A 13,990-nucleotide genomic window follows, 5' to 3' on the forward strand; every position below is an offset into this window, starting at 1 on the left:
AACACTCATAACGAGTGTTACTTTTTTATCCTTAACTTATTCTCCAGTAGAAGTGCTTGTGGCTGGACTATCAAATAATCCTTTGAAAGATTTGTCTTTCACGTCAACATCACTTTTCTTAATAAGACTTTGGAGAACCTGCTCTTGTGATTTAGATTTTGATTGTTTTACAGCATCAACAGCTGCTGATTTTAAATCATTGTATGAATCTTTAACACCTGTTAATTTAATGACATGGTAACCAAATTGGGTTTTTACTGGTGAACTTACTTCATTAACTTTAAGTTTAAAGGCAGCTTTTTCAAAGTCGGCGTCCATGGCTCCTTTTTTAAACCAGCCTAGGTCTCCGCCTTTATCTTTTGTTGCATCAGTACCGTATTTTTTAGCAAGATCTGAGAATTTTTTGCCCTCTTTTAATTGTTTTTCGATACTATCAGCTGTCTTTTTGTCTTTTACAAGAATGTGACTTGCTTTAATCTGTTTTAGCTGATCTTTGTTTTTGTTGTAATAATCTTTAGCTTCTTTATCCGAGACTTTAACCCCATCAGTTTCTGCTTTTGTGAGTAAGAGTTGTTGTCTTACATTGTCTCTAAATTGTTTTTCCGTCAACCCATTTTGTTGGAGAGCCAATTGAAACTGCTCATCTGATCCAACTGATTTTTTAATTTCATTAATTTTAGCATCAATTTCTTTTTTGGTAACTTTATAATGTTTAGATAGAATTTTATCATAAACCATTTGTTGTAAGACTTGTTTTCCATAAGTGTCTTTCATCTCATTGTAGAGATCATCCTTAGACACATTACCTGCATTTGTACTTACAATTGTATCATTGTTGCCACAAGCAGCTAAGCTTGAGAGACCAATGACAGCAGCAAGAATGATAATTAATTTCTTCACGTGTTGTCTCACTCCTAGTTATATATTTATCCCACTGTTTGGGTTCCCATTCAGTTTAATATTGTAAACCTATCATATACAATTAATCAAATTCATTTGAATGCGAGTTGCTATATTCATTTATGTATTGGAAAACATATAATGGTGGGTCATCAAGCAACTATGTCCCATTCTAACTGATAGATGACCAACTTGTCGAGAAAATGGGAAAATTCACATGGTATATCGTAGCATTAGGTCTGAATGATTGGATGACAAACCTATGTGATCAACAATTAATAAAAAAACAATTCGTAATAACTAGACATTAGCAATAAAAGGATACTAACATTTACTCTTTTAAAAATAAGTTCATGTCGCTCTTTGGGAATGCTTTTCTTTGTGCAGAGTTCATTAGTTAAGTAATTGAATAAATATATAATAAAGATAGCAAATAAAATAAATAATAAGAGAACCATACCTAGACCTCCGGTAAATTTACAAACGCATACCATTAGACTATCAAAAGAGGCGAAAAAATGATAGTCTTAAACTGGATAATTAATGAGGAGTGGCAGCCTGAATGAATAAATGGAAAAGTGCGTTTTTTGCTTTAATCACACTTATAGTGTTGGTATGCGTTGGACTTTCAGTATTATTTTACAATCTTTTCGTCGTACATACTTCCCATCAAAACATTATCACGGAACCTCATCATGTTGGTGGACCGATCTTCTCCGTCAATGCGAATAAACAACGGTTAACGGATATGATCAATAGCGAGATTCAGGACCACCAAAATGACCAGTTAACTTACCAAGTAGAATTAAATAATGATGTGACATTAACAGGTGATTTAAAAGTTTTAGGAATGGGCATACCATTTACTATGTCATTTGATCCAAAAGTGACAGCTAGCGGCGACATTATCCTGAAAGAAAAATCTGTAACCTTGGGAAGAGTTAATCTACCTGACGAACAGGTCCTGCAATTTATCGACAACGGGACGAATTTCCCTGACTGGGTTGTTATTCAGTCAAGCAAAAAACAAATCTATGTTAATTTGAATGAAATGCCTCTAAATGATCAATTTTATTTAAAAGCAAAAGACATTCAACTTCAAAAGGATAAGATTAATTTTGATGTTTATCAAAAATAAGTCGTAATCGCCCTTTGTCTCAAAATGGAATTCTAAAATAATTGAGGAGGTAAAAAGTATGATATCGTTTGAGGACCAATTTACGAACTATGCAAAGCTAGCTATTAAAATAGGGATAAATCTGCAAAAGGGACAAGATCTTGTCATTATTGCCCCAGTCAAAGCCATTCAATTTGTAGAAAAGGTAACCGAAATAGCGTATCAAGAGGGAGCGAAACACGTCTATTTCGACTGGACAGATCATGACCTTCAATTAACGAAACTTACATATGCACCAAATGAAACATTTAAAGAATACCCAACTTGGAAAGCGAAAGGATTTGAAAAGTTGGCGTCAGAAGGAGCGGCGTTTCTTCTGATTCGGACACCTTCATTGGACCTATTTTCAGATATTGATCCCACTAAATTGGAAACGGAAATTAGAACAGAAAATCAAGCGTTATTTGACTATAGAGAATATCGAATGTCAGATAAGGTTAGCTGGAATATCATAGCTGTTCCATCGGATCAATGGGCCTTGAAATTGTTCCCAAATGAAGACCTAGAGACTGCAACAAAAAAATTATGGAAAACTTTGTTTAAAATGACACGTGCAGATCAAGACGATCCGATTGGAGCATGGGAAAAACATCAAAAAACGTTAGAAGAAAAAATGAATTACTTGAATGAAAAAAAATATCATCAATTGCATTATACAGCTCCAGGTACTGACTTAACGATAACTTTTGACAAAGACTATCTATGGGCTGGGGGTGCAGCGACGAATCAAGAAGGACATCATTTTATGCCCAATATACCGACAGAAGAAGTTTTTACTTTGCCGTTAAAAACAGGAGTAAATGGAACAGTCACAAGTACTCTGCCATTAAATTACAATGGAACTTTAATTGAAAAAATATCGCTAACATTTAAAGATGGAAGAATTATTGAAGCACATGCTGATAAGGGAGAAGAGACGTTAAAACGTTTGATAAATACCGATGATGGTTCTCACTACCTTGGTGAAGTTGCTCTTGTACCGTATAATTCACCCATTTCTCAATCAGGCATGACCTTTTTCATGACCTTATTTGATGAAAATGCCTCTTGCCACCTTGCTATAGGGAAAGCCTATCCAAAGTGTTTAGAGAATGGAGCTAATATGACCCGAGAAGAATTAGATCAACATGGAGCAAATACGAGCCTTGTGCATGTCGATTTCATGGTGGGTTCAGAAGAACTTTCAATTGATGGTATAACGAACAGTGGTGAAAGAGAACCTGTATTCCGACAAGGTCTTTGGGCGTTTTGATTAGATTATGTCAACATGGCTAGCAGGCAAGGTTAAAGCCTTGAAAAGTGATTTTTGAGTAGCCGTGTTCGCAACATATTAACTATGAATATCTCGTAATATAGACGATAAAACACCACCTCTTAATTAAAAGGTGGTGTTTTTCGCTTTATAACTTAATTTTAATCTTTTTTATGAGGGATTTTAGGTATATCGAACTGCCCAATCGCTTCTTTTAATTTAACAAGATGCGGCTGAACATCTGCTTTCCATGTGCTAACCAGCTCGCTGACATCCTTTACCGTTGATTTAATGGTTGGAATACTTTCTTGAGTTAACTGCTGGACTTGATCTTTTACTTGTACAATCGAGGTCTTAACATCTTTAATTGGTTCTTGGATATTTGTTTTTAAATCTTGACGAAGATCTGACCCTTTTTTGGGGGTTGTTAAGAGAACAGTTACTCCACCAACGATTCCACCAATACTGAAACCAAGAAGGTAGGACGAAAATTTTCCCATTTTGATCACCTCATGATTAAATTTGTTGTTTCTAAAGCTATGACATAGCCTAATATCTAATACGTTTAATTCGGTACTACATCAACTGAGCTCCCAAAAAATATAGTTTAAATATAACATGATTATAATACATTTTGCATAGCTTATCACTACAGGAGGAATGCATTATGATCATCTTGCTTATGTTACTATTCATATTCGGCTTTGCTTGCATTATTTATTCTATTACTAATATTTTAAATAATCCCCGGCTTCCTTTTAGAAATGTCGTTCAGCAAAAGCTCGTTAAGAAAATTAAGTTGATTGGCGTAATAGGTATCATCTTTGTTTTATTTGGCTGGTTGTTGCTCCGTTCAGGATAAAGAAATATTATTTAACGGTATGAGTTTTAATTTGCTCTGCAATCGATTTTCGATCAGCCTCAGTATAATCATCCATATGGGATTGAAAAACAGGTGTGAACCCATCAGTTTCATCATACCGTGGTATGAGGTGTACATGGTAATGAAAAACAGTTTGGCTAGCAATTGAACCATTATTATTAATGATATTCATACCAGCTGGTTTAAAGGCATCTTTAATTGCATTTGCAATCATAGGAACTTTTTTGTAAATAGCAGCCGCTGTTTCTGGATCAAGTTGAAAGATATCTTGTTGATGTTTTTTAGGAATTACGAGCGTATGGCCTTTCGTCACTTGACTCAAATCAAGGAAAGCATATATATCCTCATTTTCAAAAACTTTAGCACTTGGGATTTCACCTTTTATGATTTTACAAAAAACACAATTTTCATCATGCGACATTTTAAGTCATCCTTTCTTTTATGTATGGACTCATCTTATAATCTCCATTTTACCTCATCTATTCGCTGAATTCATTTATTTTTGATAAACTAAGTTAAGATAGTAAAGGAAGTATACCTGAATAACATTTTTTCTATACATATGAGCTTATGAAGTGAGTGTCAAATTAGTCGCTCTTCCATTTATCCTTACCAACTTTCTAAGGATGAACCATTAGTCTTTCCGTTTGTGAAAGTGTTGAGCGAGTAATATCCTTGAACATAAGAACAGAATGGTAAATCATAAAGTTGAAAGCGAGTGAAATAGACATGAATTCTATATTGGAAGTTAATCATCTGGTCGGAGGATACAGTAGGCAAAATGACGTTCTACATGATATTTCATTTGAAATCAAACCAGGTGAACTTGTTGGACTTGTGGGTTTGAACGGTGCTGGGAAAAGTACAACCATCAAACATATCTTAGGTCTACTACAGCCACATTCAGGAGACATTAACCTTAACGGAGTTGGTATTAAAGAAAATATGGAACACTATCGAAGACAAATTGCTTATGTTCCAGAAACTCCAGAATTATACGAGCATCTAACTTTAAAAGAGCATTTATCATTATCAGCAATGGCTTATGGGATAGATAAGAGCGATTTTGAACGTCGTGTGGAAGATTTGGCGGTTCGTTTCCGAATGGAGAAAAGGCTTAATTGGTTTCCAGGTCAATTTTCAAAAGGGATGAAGCAAAAAGTCATGATTATGTGTGCTTTTCTAGTGAACCCTTCCCTTTATGTTGTAGACGAGCCTTTCGTTGGGTTAGATCCAATTGGCATTCAATCCTTCCTTGATCTAATGATCGAAATGAAAGAAAAAGGATGCGGGATTCTCATGTCGACTCATATTTTATCAACGGCTGAACAATATTGTGACCGCTTTATCATTTTACATGATGGAAAATGCGTCGTTCAAGGAAAACTTGAAGAGATTAAGGAAAAGTACGGTAAACGACATGCGACCCTTCACGATATTTATGTTGCTATTGCAAAGGGAGATACGGCATGGATTCATTAATATCTTTATGGCAGAGACGTGTAAGAGATTATTGGACCATGGCGAGCCGTTATTGGGGCATTATTGGGAAAAATAGTGGACTCATGTTTACGCTCTATGTTCTTATTATTTTAGGAAGCGTTTATTATAAAAAAACATTGGATCAATTACCAGAAACATTTCCCGTTTCCTTCATTTTAACTGTTATTTTTGGCTTTTTTGTAATTAGGACACCGATACGAACCTTTGTTCAACAGGCAGATGTCGTTTTTTTACTCCCGTTAGAGAGTCAGATGGGACGTTATTTTTATAAAAGTTGTCGATATAGTTTTATGCTGCAGTGTGCCACACTCATCGTTGTTTTTGTTCTATTTTCACCACTTTACCTTAAATATCCGATGCATAGCGTAGCGTCGTATCTGCTAACGTTAATCCTTGCTTTTTTTGTTAAAGCCTGGAATATGGATTGTAAATGGTATGAGCAATATTCGGAGAATCCATTAGTATTAAGAGTCATTCGTAGCTGTTTGACGCTTTTATTTTTCTATGCCGTACTTAGTAAGCAATCAATCGTCCTTGTCATCTCTTATGTCATAGTGATGGGTTTAGTCTCTTACTTTCTTTTTCATCGGCAGAAAGCAGGGGGGGTGTTACATTGGGACAGGCTAATCGCAATGGAAAATCATCAAATGATGCTTCTGTTAAGATTTGCGAACCTATTTGTTGACGTCCCGCAGCTGAAGGGTCGAGTAAAATCCCGTCCTTGGTTAAATATATTTCTGAAATTCCGTAAATTTGATAAGGTTCACGTTTTCCGGTACTTATACTTCTCAATTTTCTTAAGGGCAGAAGATTATCTAGGTATTTATCTGAGATTGACCCTTGTTGGAGCGATTTTATCTTTTTATACAGACCATGATGTATTTGCTTTATTTATTATACTTTCCGTTCTATATCTTACAGGGCTTCAACTCTTTGGAATTTTTACTAGACCGGTGCCTCAAGCATTAGCGGGGATGTACCCAATTACAAAGACAGTAAAAGTAAAGAGTTATTGTTCTATCATTTTGATTTGTTTGATCGTTCAGGGGCTCTTTTTATCGATCATCACAACTATCTCACATCTAAGGATTTCGTTCGTTCTCTTGTCAATACTCATAACGATGGTTGTAAGTGTAGGTTTAAGCTATGGATATTATTACAAAAAATTAATTAATGATTAGTGAAAAATAAGTAAAAAGAAAAAGGATTGCAACTTAAGCAATCCTTTTTCTTTTTGGGCCCTGGAACGTCTTCTTTAAAAAAGAGTTGAAATGGATGGATTACGAAAGACGAGGGTCTTTCAACATCCGTTCCATTTTTTCATAGTGTTGGGTCTCATCAGTGATCATATCTTCTAATGTCACAGCCAGTTCAGTCAATCCAAGTTCTCTCGCTTTTTCGATTCGTTTTTCATAACGTTTGATGGTATCAAGTTCAGCTTTACTAGCTTCAGTTAACATATCTTTAACATCGGTCACTTGTTTGACTGGAGCTGGAGTTGTCGTAGGAGTTCCACCATATGTTGATATTTTTTCAGATAAATAGAGGGCATGCCCTTGTTCATCAGGAATTTCTTCTTCAAAAAACGGTTTAAAGACCTGATAGTAAAGGCCTGTCACTGTTGCTGCATAATACGTATATTGGATAACAGCACCATACTCTGCCGCCAAGTCTTCATTTAATCCATCAATTAGTTCTTTCATTTCTGGTTTCATTTTCGTCATCCTTTCTTTTATATCCTCACATTAATCTAGATACCCTTACTTAGATAAAATAAACGGAAGGATGCACTTATAAACATTGTTTATTAGAGAATGACGATACTAACTTCTTAGAATTCTGATTAGCTAGACTAAAAACATGGCAACAATGGTGGTTACGATAAGGCCAAAAATAACAGGTATGAGGTTACGCCTTGCAAGTTCGAAAGCATCAACGTTACAGATCGCAGCTGCAGGAATGAGCGCCCAAGGAACGAGCGTTCCCCCTCCTACCCATATACCTGCAAGTTGCCCAAGCGCGGTCAAAGTGGCGATACCTTCTCCTAAAGTTGCAGAAAATAGGTGAGCGATTGATCCAGCTAATGAAATACCAGAAAAACCTGATCCATCTAAGCCAGTAATGACACCAACAACCGTTAATGTTGCCGTTGCAACTTCAGTGTTTACAGGAGCAATATGAGCTAAGGCATTTCCTAAGTCATTCACAATCCCTTGTGAGTGTGCGGGGAGTGTTTTACCAAAAACATCGATAAAGCCAGCATCTCCCATATAAAAGAAAGCCGCGATCGGAATAACTGGACCAAATACTTTAAACCCGAATTGAAAACCATTTATTAAGTAATCCGTAATCTTTTCTAAACCTTTATTTTTATAAGCTGTTAAAGATATAGCCATGAGTATAAAAATAATGGTTCCACCAATGAGAGCCGTCGCATCTCCGCCTTGCAGGTGAAAAATAATCATTCCAACGACATCAAGAATGAGCAAAATTGGAATTAAAACGGCAAAGAAAAGTCTTAAGCCCTTAGATAACGGAGCCTTTCTTTGATTCATTTGTTCGTCAAAATGCTGTAAATCAGTTGATGTTACTGTCAAGATACCTCTTTTCATGTCTCGTTTCATAAAGATAAAAGCAGTTATGGTTGTAACTAAACCCATGACAATAACCAGTGGAATGCTTGCTTGAATAACTTGATCAACAGGAATCCCAGCGGCATCAGCCGTTAGTTTTGGTGCTCCTTGAATGACATAATCACCTGAAAGTGCAATGCCATGACCAAATAAGTTCATCGCTATTGCTGCTCCCAGCGCTGGAAGACCGACACGAAGGGCAACAGGCAAAAGCACGACGCCTAACAAGGCTATGGCAGGAGATGGCCAAAAGAAGAAAGAGACCACCATCATAAGTAAACCAATAATCCAAAATGCATGGTTCGGTGTCTTTATAAGTCTAGTAAATGGAGAAATCATAACTTCGTTGATTCCAGTATGGGTCATAATATGACTCAAAGAAACAATGATAGAAATAACAAGAATGGTTCCTAATAATTGCGTGATAGCATAGATTAGACTGGAAAAAACACCGGTTAAGGCAGTTGTCAAGGAAGATGTAGCGATTAAACCAAGCAGAAAAATACCAATAATACAAACAAGTGTTGTATCGCGCCTTAGAACCATGACACCAATAATTAAGATGATAAATAGCAAATAGACCCAATGAAGTGATGTTAATGCCGCATACATGGAATATCTCCCCTATTAGTTAGTCATTTGCCTATAAAATATGCTAAAGTCCTGACAAGTGTGAATGGCCCCCAATTAGAAGTTGAGTACAAGAAGAAAGGATCGACAAAACGTTACTTAATTTGATATTTATAGTTCTTAAATATTTTTAGATCCAAGACAATATGTTGAAAAATTATGTCAATTTTCGATTGATTTTAGCAAAAGATTACCCCTTAAATTTTCAATATACCTCAAAATTGCCTATTTCCAGTTCAGAAGTATCATGCAATCCGCACTACTAATATATAATTAAGTAAAAATAGAGGATTTTATACTGTAACGCCAAAAAATGTAAAAAAGTAGAGAAAAATGTAAATATAAAAAAAGTTTTGACAATTAAAAATATGTATTTTATACTTATTTCAACAAGGAAAAACATTAATAATATTCTGAATTGCTTTACATTCAATCTTCTTTCCAAAATGAAAACTCAATAAGGAGTGTTGAGCTTGATTAGTACATGGCATGAAAGAATTGAAGAATTGTATGACCAAATGGTAGAATGGCGCCGGTTTTTACATCAACATCCAGAACTCTCTTATCAAGAAGTTAAAACTCGCGCTTTTATTGTTGAAAAATTAGAGTCGTTTGGTATTGAAGTAAAAGATAATGTTGGTGGAGGGGGAGTTGTCGGCATCATTCGAGGCGGAAAACCTGGGAAAACAATTGCTCTTAGAGCTGATTTTGATGCCTTATTCATCCAAGATGAGAAGGATGTCCCATATAAATCAACTGTTCCGGGTGTGATGCATGCATGTGGTCATGACGGGCATACTTCGACTTTATTGAATGTAGCCCAAGTGTTAAGTGAGCATCGTCATGAACTAGAAGGAAATGTCATACTTCTTCACCAGCATGCAGAGGAAATGCATCCTGGTGGGGCGAAACCTATGATACAAGATGGGTGTTTAGACGGTGTTGACTTGGTATTTGGAACTCATTTATGGAGTACAATCCCGTATGGTCAATTTGGATATAATAGTGGCGATTTTATGGCAGCTGCTGATGCATTAGAAATAAAAATTCAAGGATTAGGTGGACATGGGTCTGCTCCACACCAATCTGTTGATGCTATAGTTATTGGCGCCGAAGTGATTAACCAACTGCAGTTAATTGTAAGTAGACAAGTTGACCCGTTAAAGTCTGCCGTTATTTCTTTTGGTTCTTTTCAAGCAGGTAGTGCAGCCAATATTATAGCTGATACAGCAACATTTAAAGGAACCGTTCGGACATTTGATGAAAGTGTAAGAGCCCATATTGAGAAACAAATTCCACATATCGTAGAACATGTTTGTGAAGCTTTTCATGCAACGTGTGAAGTCACGTATTCTAGAGGCTATGACGCCGTTGTTAACCATGAAAAAGAATCAAAAGTATTTAAAAAAATTATTGATTCAACGTTTGGAAAAGGAGTCGCTACGTTAGTTCCACCTCTAATGGGTGGTGAAGATTTTGCATACTATTTACAAGAAAGACCTGGCATGTTCTTTTTAACTGGTGCAGGAAATCCAGAGGTAGGAGCAAAATATCCACATCATCATCCTAAATTTAATTTTGATGAACGTGCCATGCTGATGGCTGGAAAAGCATTCCTAAGCATTGTTGATTACTACCTCTGTCCTCAAGATAATCAATCCATAGAAGATGAAAAGTTCGAAAAAGCAGATCTATAAATCATAAAGCTAAATTCAAACTAACTTAATAATAGGGAGTGTTTTTCTTGTTAAATAAGTGGCATGATGTTTTAGACACTTATTATGATGAAATGGTTGAATGGAGAAGGCATCTACATAAATATCCAGAATTATCTTTTCAAGAAGTAAAAACAAAGGCATTTATAGTCCATTGTTTAGAAAACGTTGGCATTGAAGCAAAACCTGTTGGTGGAGGCATTGTAGGTGTCATTAAAGGGAAGTCACCGGGAAAGACGATTGCCCTTAGAGCAGATTTTGATGCACTGCCCATACAAGATGAAAAGGATGTTACATATAAATCGACGATACCCGGCGTGATGCATGCGTGTGGTCATGACGGTCATACTGCTACATTACTTGGTGTAGCTAAGGTTCTCCAAAAACATCGAGATGAATTGGCGGGTAAACTTGTTTTAATCTTTCAACACGCTGAAGAAACTCCTCCTGGTGGAGCTAAAGAAATGATTCAAGCTGGTTGTTTAAAAGATGTTGATGCCATTTTTGGAGCCCATCTTTGGAGTACCATTCAATATGGCACATTTGGTTTTAATAAAGGCCATATTATGGCAGCCTCTGATCGTATAGAAATTATCATACAAGGGGTAGGTGGACATGGATCAGCTCCACATCAATCAGTTGATGCCATTGCTGTTGCTTCACAAATCATTGCTCAACTTCAACTTATTGTGAGTAGACAAATTGACCCATTGAAATCTGCCGTTGTCTCTATTGGAACTTTTCATTCAGGGAGTGCTTTTAATATCATTGCAGACTCAGCGACTTTACGAGGAACCGTTAGAACATTCAATGAAGAACAAAGTGACTTGATTGAACGAGAATTGACTAGATTAGTAGAAAATGTATGCTCAGCTTTTCAAGCGAAAGGCATTGTGAACTATAACCGTGGTTATCCCGCTTTATATAATCACGAAAAAGAAACGCGTGAATTTAAAGAAATAATAGATAAAGATTTTGGAAAAGACGTAGCAGTTATGATGTCGCCTCAAATGGGTGGAGAAGATTTTGCCCACTATGTTAAAGAAATACCTGGTATGTTCTTTTTCACGGGTGCAGGTAACCCGGAGATAGGAGCAAAATATCCCCATCATCATCCGAAATTTGATTTTGATGAACGAGCTATGCTAATGACGGGAAAAGCCTTTTTAAGTATCGTTCATTATTATTTAGGCTCTCATAATGGTATACAGGATTGTATACAAAATCTTAATGCAGAATATGCCGCAAAAGATCATTAATTCAAAAGAGGTGATAAACTTGGCTAACTTACTTGATGTGAATAATCTTCAAACAGTCTTTCGAACGGATAAAGGGGAAGTTACATCAGTTGATGAAGTCAGCTTCTCATTAAAAGAAGGTGAAACATTAGGTATTGTAGGAGAATCTGGATGTGGAAAAAGTGTTACGTCACTTTCGATTATGCGCCTACTTGGTAAAGGTGGACGAGTAAAACATGGTTCAGTAAAGTTTAAGGATCGAGAATTAACTAATCTTTCTGAACAGGAGATGCGCAATATAAGAGGTAATGATATTTCGATGATATTCCAAGAACCTATGACATCGTTGAATCCTCTCTTAACCATTGGTAATCAATTAATGGAAGGAATCCGTCTTCATTTAAAACTTTCAAAGAAACAAGCCAAATTGTACGCTATCGATATGTTGAAAAAAGTAGGGATTCCAAGGGCTGAAGCCATCATAAATGAGTATCCTCATGCCTTATCTGGCGGGATGAGACAAAGGGTCATGATTGCCATGGCTTTATCGTGTAAACCCAATTTAATTTTAGCTGATGAACCTACAACAGCTTTAGATGTAACGATCCAAGCCCAAATTCTTAAATTAATGAAAAAATTGAAAAATGAACTTAACACTGCGATTATCTTAATCACTCACGATTTAGGTGTTGTAGCTGAAATGGCTGACAAAGTCATTGTTATGTATGCTGGTCAGGTTGTTGAAGAAGCAGATGTTTATACTCTATTTGATAGCCCAAAACACCCTTATACTAAAGGATTAATAAAATCTATTCCTCATCTTGATAATGATTCAAGTGAACGCTTGGATTCAATTCCAGGTACTGTACCTACACTTCAGCATATGCCTAAAGGCTGTCGTTTTCATACAAGATGTCCTTTTGCTACAGAGCGTTGCATCAATGAAAAACCTGACTTACTTCAACTTAAGGAAAATGAATCACATAGTGTTAGATGTTTCTTATATGATTCTGAACAATTGGATAAAGATGTAAGAGAGGAAGTGAACTCATGAGCCCGAAGATAAAAGAGAAACAAAAACCGTTATTAGAAGTTGTCAATCTAAAAAAATACTATCCTATAAAAAAAGGGATTATTTCAAAAACTGTAGGTCACGTCAAAGCGGTCGATGGCATCAGTTTCTCTGTTTATCCAGGCGAGACCATGGGACTGGTTGGTGAATCTGGTTGCGGAAAATCAACAACCGGCAGGTCTATAGTTCGATTAGATGATCCAACAGATGGTGACGTCATCTTCCAAAATAAGAATTTGGCTAACCTATCAAAAAATGAGATGAGAAAATTAAGAACCGATTTGCAAATTATTTTTCAAGATCCTTACTCTTCTCTTAATCCACGTAAACGAATTGGTGATTTATTAGCTGAACCTTTAAGAGCTCACAAGCTAGCAGAAGGAGAAGAAATAGAACGTAAAGTTAACAATATTTTAGAAATCGTCGGTCTTACAAAGTACCATAAAAGTCGTTACCCTCATGAGTTTTCAGGTGGGCAACGACAAAGAATTGGAATTGCTCGAGCACTTATCTTAAATCCTAAACTTATTATTTGTGATGAACCTGTTTCAGCTTTAGATGTTTCTATTCAAGCGCAGGTACTTAACTTATTAAAAGATCTTCAAAAAGAATTTAATTTAACGTATGTGTTCATTGCTCATGGACTTGGAGCAGTGAAATATATTAGTGATCGGATTACAGTAATGTATCTCGGTAAAATTGTGGAGATCGCACCAACAGAAGAGATTTTTAATCAGCCTAGACATCCTTATACGAAGATTTTATTAAGTGCCTATCCGGTACCAAATCCGCATATGCGTAATCGTGAACAAATCGTAGTAGAAGGCGATGTCCCTAGTCCTGCAAATCCGCCAAAAGGGTGTGCTTTTCATACACGTTGTCCCTTTGCACAACCGATTTGCCGAGAAAAAACGCCACCATTAGATGGTGAAAATCATCAAGTCGCTTGCCATTTTCCACTTACTTAAATAAAAGAGAGAGGGGTAA

The 13,990-nt window shown here is 36.2% G+C and carries 14 protein-coding genes; 9 read left to right on the forward strand and 5 right to left on the reverse strand.

Annotated features, from left to right (window positions below; translation table 11 throughout):
• Positions 1-36: 36 nt before the first annotated feature.
• The gene (locus GMB86_RS00430) at positions 37-900 is read right to left on the reverse strand and encodes a peptidylprolyl isomerase (RefSeq protein WP_329602683.1); all 864 of its coding nucleotides are present in this window, start codon (positions 898-900) and stop codon (positions 37-39) included.
• Positions 901-1,462: 562 nt separating this feature from the next.
• Between GMB86_RS00430 and GMB86_RS00435 the strand changes: the two genes are divergently transcribed.
• Together GMB86_RS00435 and GMB86_RS00440 are read left to right on the forward strand one after the other, a co-directional pair.
• Entirely contained in the window at positions 1,463-2,038 is a 576-nt protein-coding gene (locus GMB86_RS00435; protein ID WP_155215705.1) for a YpmS family protein, read from the forward strand.
• A 58-nt stretch (positions 2,039-2,096) separates the two neighbouring features.
• Complete coding sequence (locus GMB86_RS00440) at positions 2,097-3,329, forward strand: aminopeptidase (RefSeq protein WP_155215707.1); 1,233 nt, start codon at positions 2,097-2,099, stop codon at positions 3,327-3,329.
• Between the two features lie 161 nt (positions 3,330-3,490).
• Here the strand turns inward: GMB86_RS00440 and GMB86_RS00445 are convergent, their stop codons facing one another.
• On the reverse strand, positions 3,491-3,829 hold the full coding sequence (locus GMB86_RS00445; protein ID WP_155215709.1) for a YtxH domain-containing protein: 339 nt from the start codon (positions 3,827-3,829) through the stop codon (positions 3,491-3,493).
• A 167-nt stretch (positions 3,830-3,996) separates the two neighbouring features.
• Here GMB86_RS00445 and GMB86_RS00450 point away from each other — a divergent pair, with 167 nt between their 5' ends.
• On the forward strand, positions 3,997-4,191 hold the full coding sequence (locus GMB86_RS00450; protein ID WP_155215711.1) for a hypothetical protein: 195 nt from the start codon (positions 3,997-3,999) through the stop codon (positions 4,189-4,191).
• A gap of 7 nt (positions 4,192-4,198) precedes the next feature.
• Here GMB86_RS00450 and GMB86_RS00455 read toward each other — a convergent pair whose 3' ends face one another.
• Positions 4,199-4,633 (reverse strand): HIT family protein, encoded by a 435-nt coding sequence (locus GMB86_RS00455; protein WP_155215713.1) that lies wholly within the window; start codon positions 4,631-4,633, stop codon positions 4,199-4,201.
• Between the two features lie 308 nt (positions 4,634-4,941).
• Between GMB86_RS00455 and GMB86_RS00460 the strand changes: the two genes are divergently transcribed.
• Both GMB86_RS00460 and GMB86_RS00465 read left to right on the forward strand, forming a co-directional pair.
• Positions 4,942-5,694 carry an ABC transporter ATP-binding protein gene (locus tag GMB86_RS00460; protein WP_155215715.1) on the forward strand — a complete coding sequence of 251 codons (753 nt, stop codon included), beginning with the start codon at positions 4,942-4,944 and terminating at the stop codon, positions 5,692-5,694.
• Positions 5,682-6,896 carry an ABC transporter permease gene (locus GMB86_RS00465; RefSeq protein ID WP_155215717.1) on the forward strand — a complete coding sequence of 405 codons (1,215 nt, stop codon included), beginning with the start codon at positions 5,682-5,684 and terminating at the stop codon, positions 6,894-6,896. Before GMB86_RS00460 ends, GMB86_RS00465 begins: the two co-directional genes overlap by 13 nt.
• Positions 6,897-6,995: 99 nt before the next feature.
• Here GMB86_RS00465 and GMB86_RS00470 read toward each other — a convergent pair whose 3' ends face one another.
• Both GMB86_RS00470 and GMB86_RS00475 read right to left on the reverse strand, forming a co-directional pair.
• The gene (locus tag GMB86_RS00470; protein ID WP_155215719.1) at positions 6,996-7,430 is read right to left on the reverse strand and encodes a ferritin-like domain-containing protein; all 435 of its coding nucleotides are present in this window, start codon (positions 7,428-7,430) and stop codon (positions 6,996-6,998) included.
• 132 nt (positions 7,431-7,562) lie between these two features.
• On the reverse strand, positions 7,563-8,960 hold the full coding sequence (locus GMB86_RS00475) for a hypothetical protein (protein ID WP_155215721.1): 1,398 nt from the start codon (positions 8,958-8,960) through the stop codon (positions 7,563-7,565).
• 491 nt (positions 8,961-9,451) lie between these two features.
• Here GMB86_RS00475 and GMB86_RS00480 point away from each other — a divergent pair, with 491 nt between their 5' ends.
• The 4 genes from GMB86_RS00480 to GMB86_RS00495 are packed head-to-tail and all read left to right on the forward strand — an operon-like array spanning position 9,452 to position 13,971.
• A complete protein-coding gene (locus GMB86_RS00480; protein ID WP_155215723.1) occupies positions 9,452-10,675 on the forward strand; it encodes a M20 family metallopeptidase in 1,224 nt (407 codons plus the stop codon).
• 47 nt (positions 10,676-10,722) lie between these two features.
• Positions 10,723-11,952, forward strand: a complete 1,230-nt coding sequence (locus GMB86_RS00485) for an amidohydrolase (protein ID WP_155215725.1) — start codon at positions 10,723-10,725, stop codon at positions 11,950-11,952.
• 19 nt (positions 11,953-11,971) lie between these two features.
• The gene (locus GMB86_RS00490; RefSeq protein WP_155215727.1) at positions 11,972-12,985 is read left to right on the forward strand and encodes an ABC transporter ATP-binding protein; all 1,014 of its coding nucleotides are present in this window, start codon (positions 11,972-11,974) and stop codon (positions 12,983-12,985) included.
• Positions 12,982-13,971 carry an ABC transporter ATP-binding protein gene (locus GMB86_RS00495; RefSeq protein WP_155215729.1) on the forward strand — a complete coding sequence of 330 codons (990 nt, stop codon included), beginning with the start codon at positions 12,982-12,984 and terminating at the stop codon, positions 13,969-13,971. The genes GMB86_RS00490 and GMB86_RS00495 overlap by 4 nt, the downstream gene beginning before the upstream one ends.
• Positions 13,972-13,990 lie beyond the last annotated feature (19 nt).

The sequence above is a fragment of the Terrilactibacillus tamarindi genome, assembly GCF_009718825.1.
Lineage (GTDB): Bacteria > Bacillota > Bacilli > Bacillales > Sporolactobacillaceae > Terrilactibacillus > Terrilactibacillus tamarindi.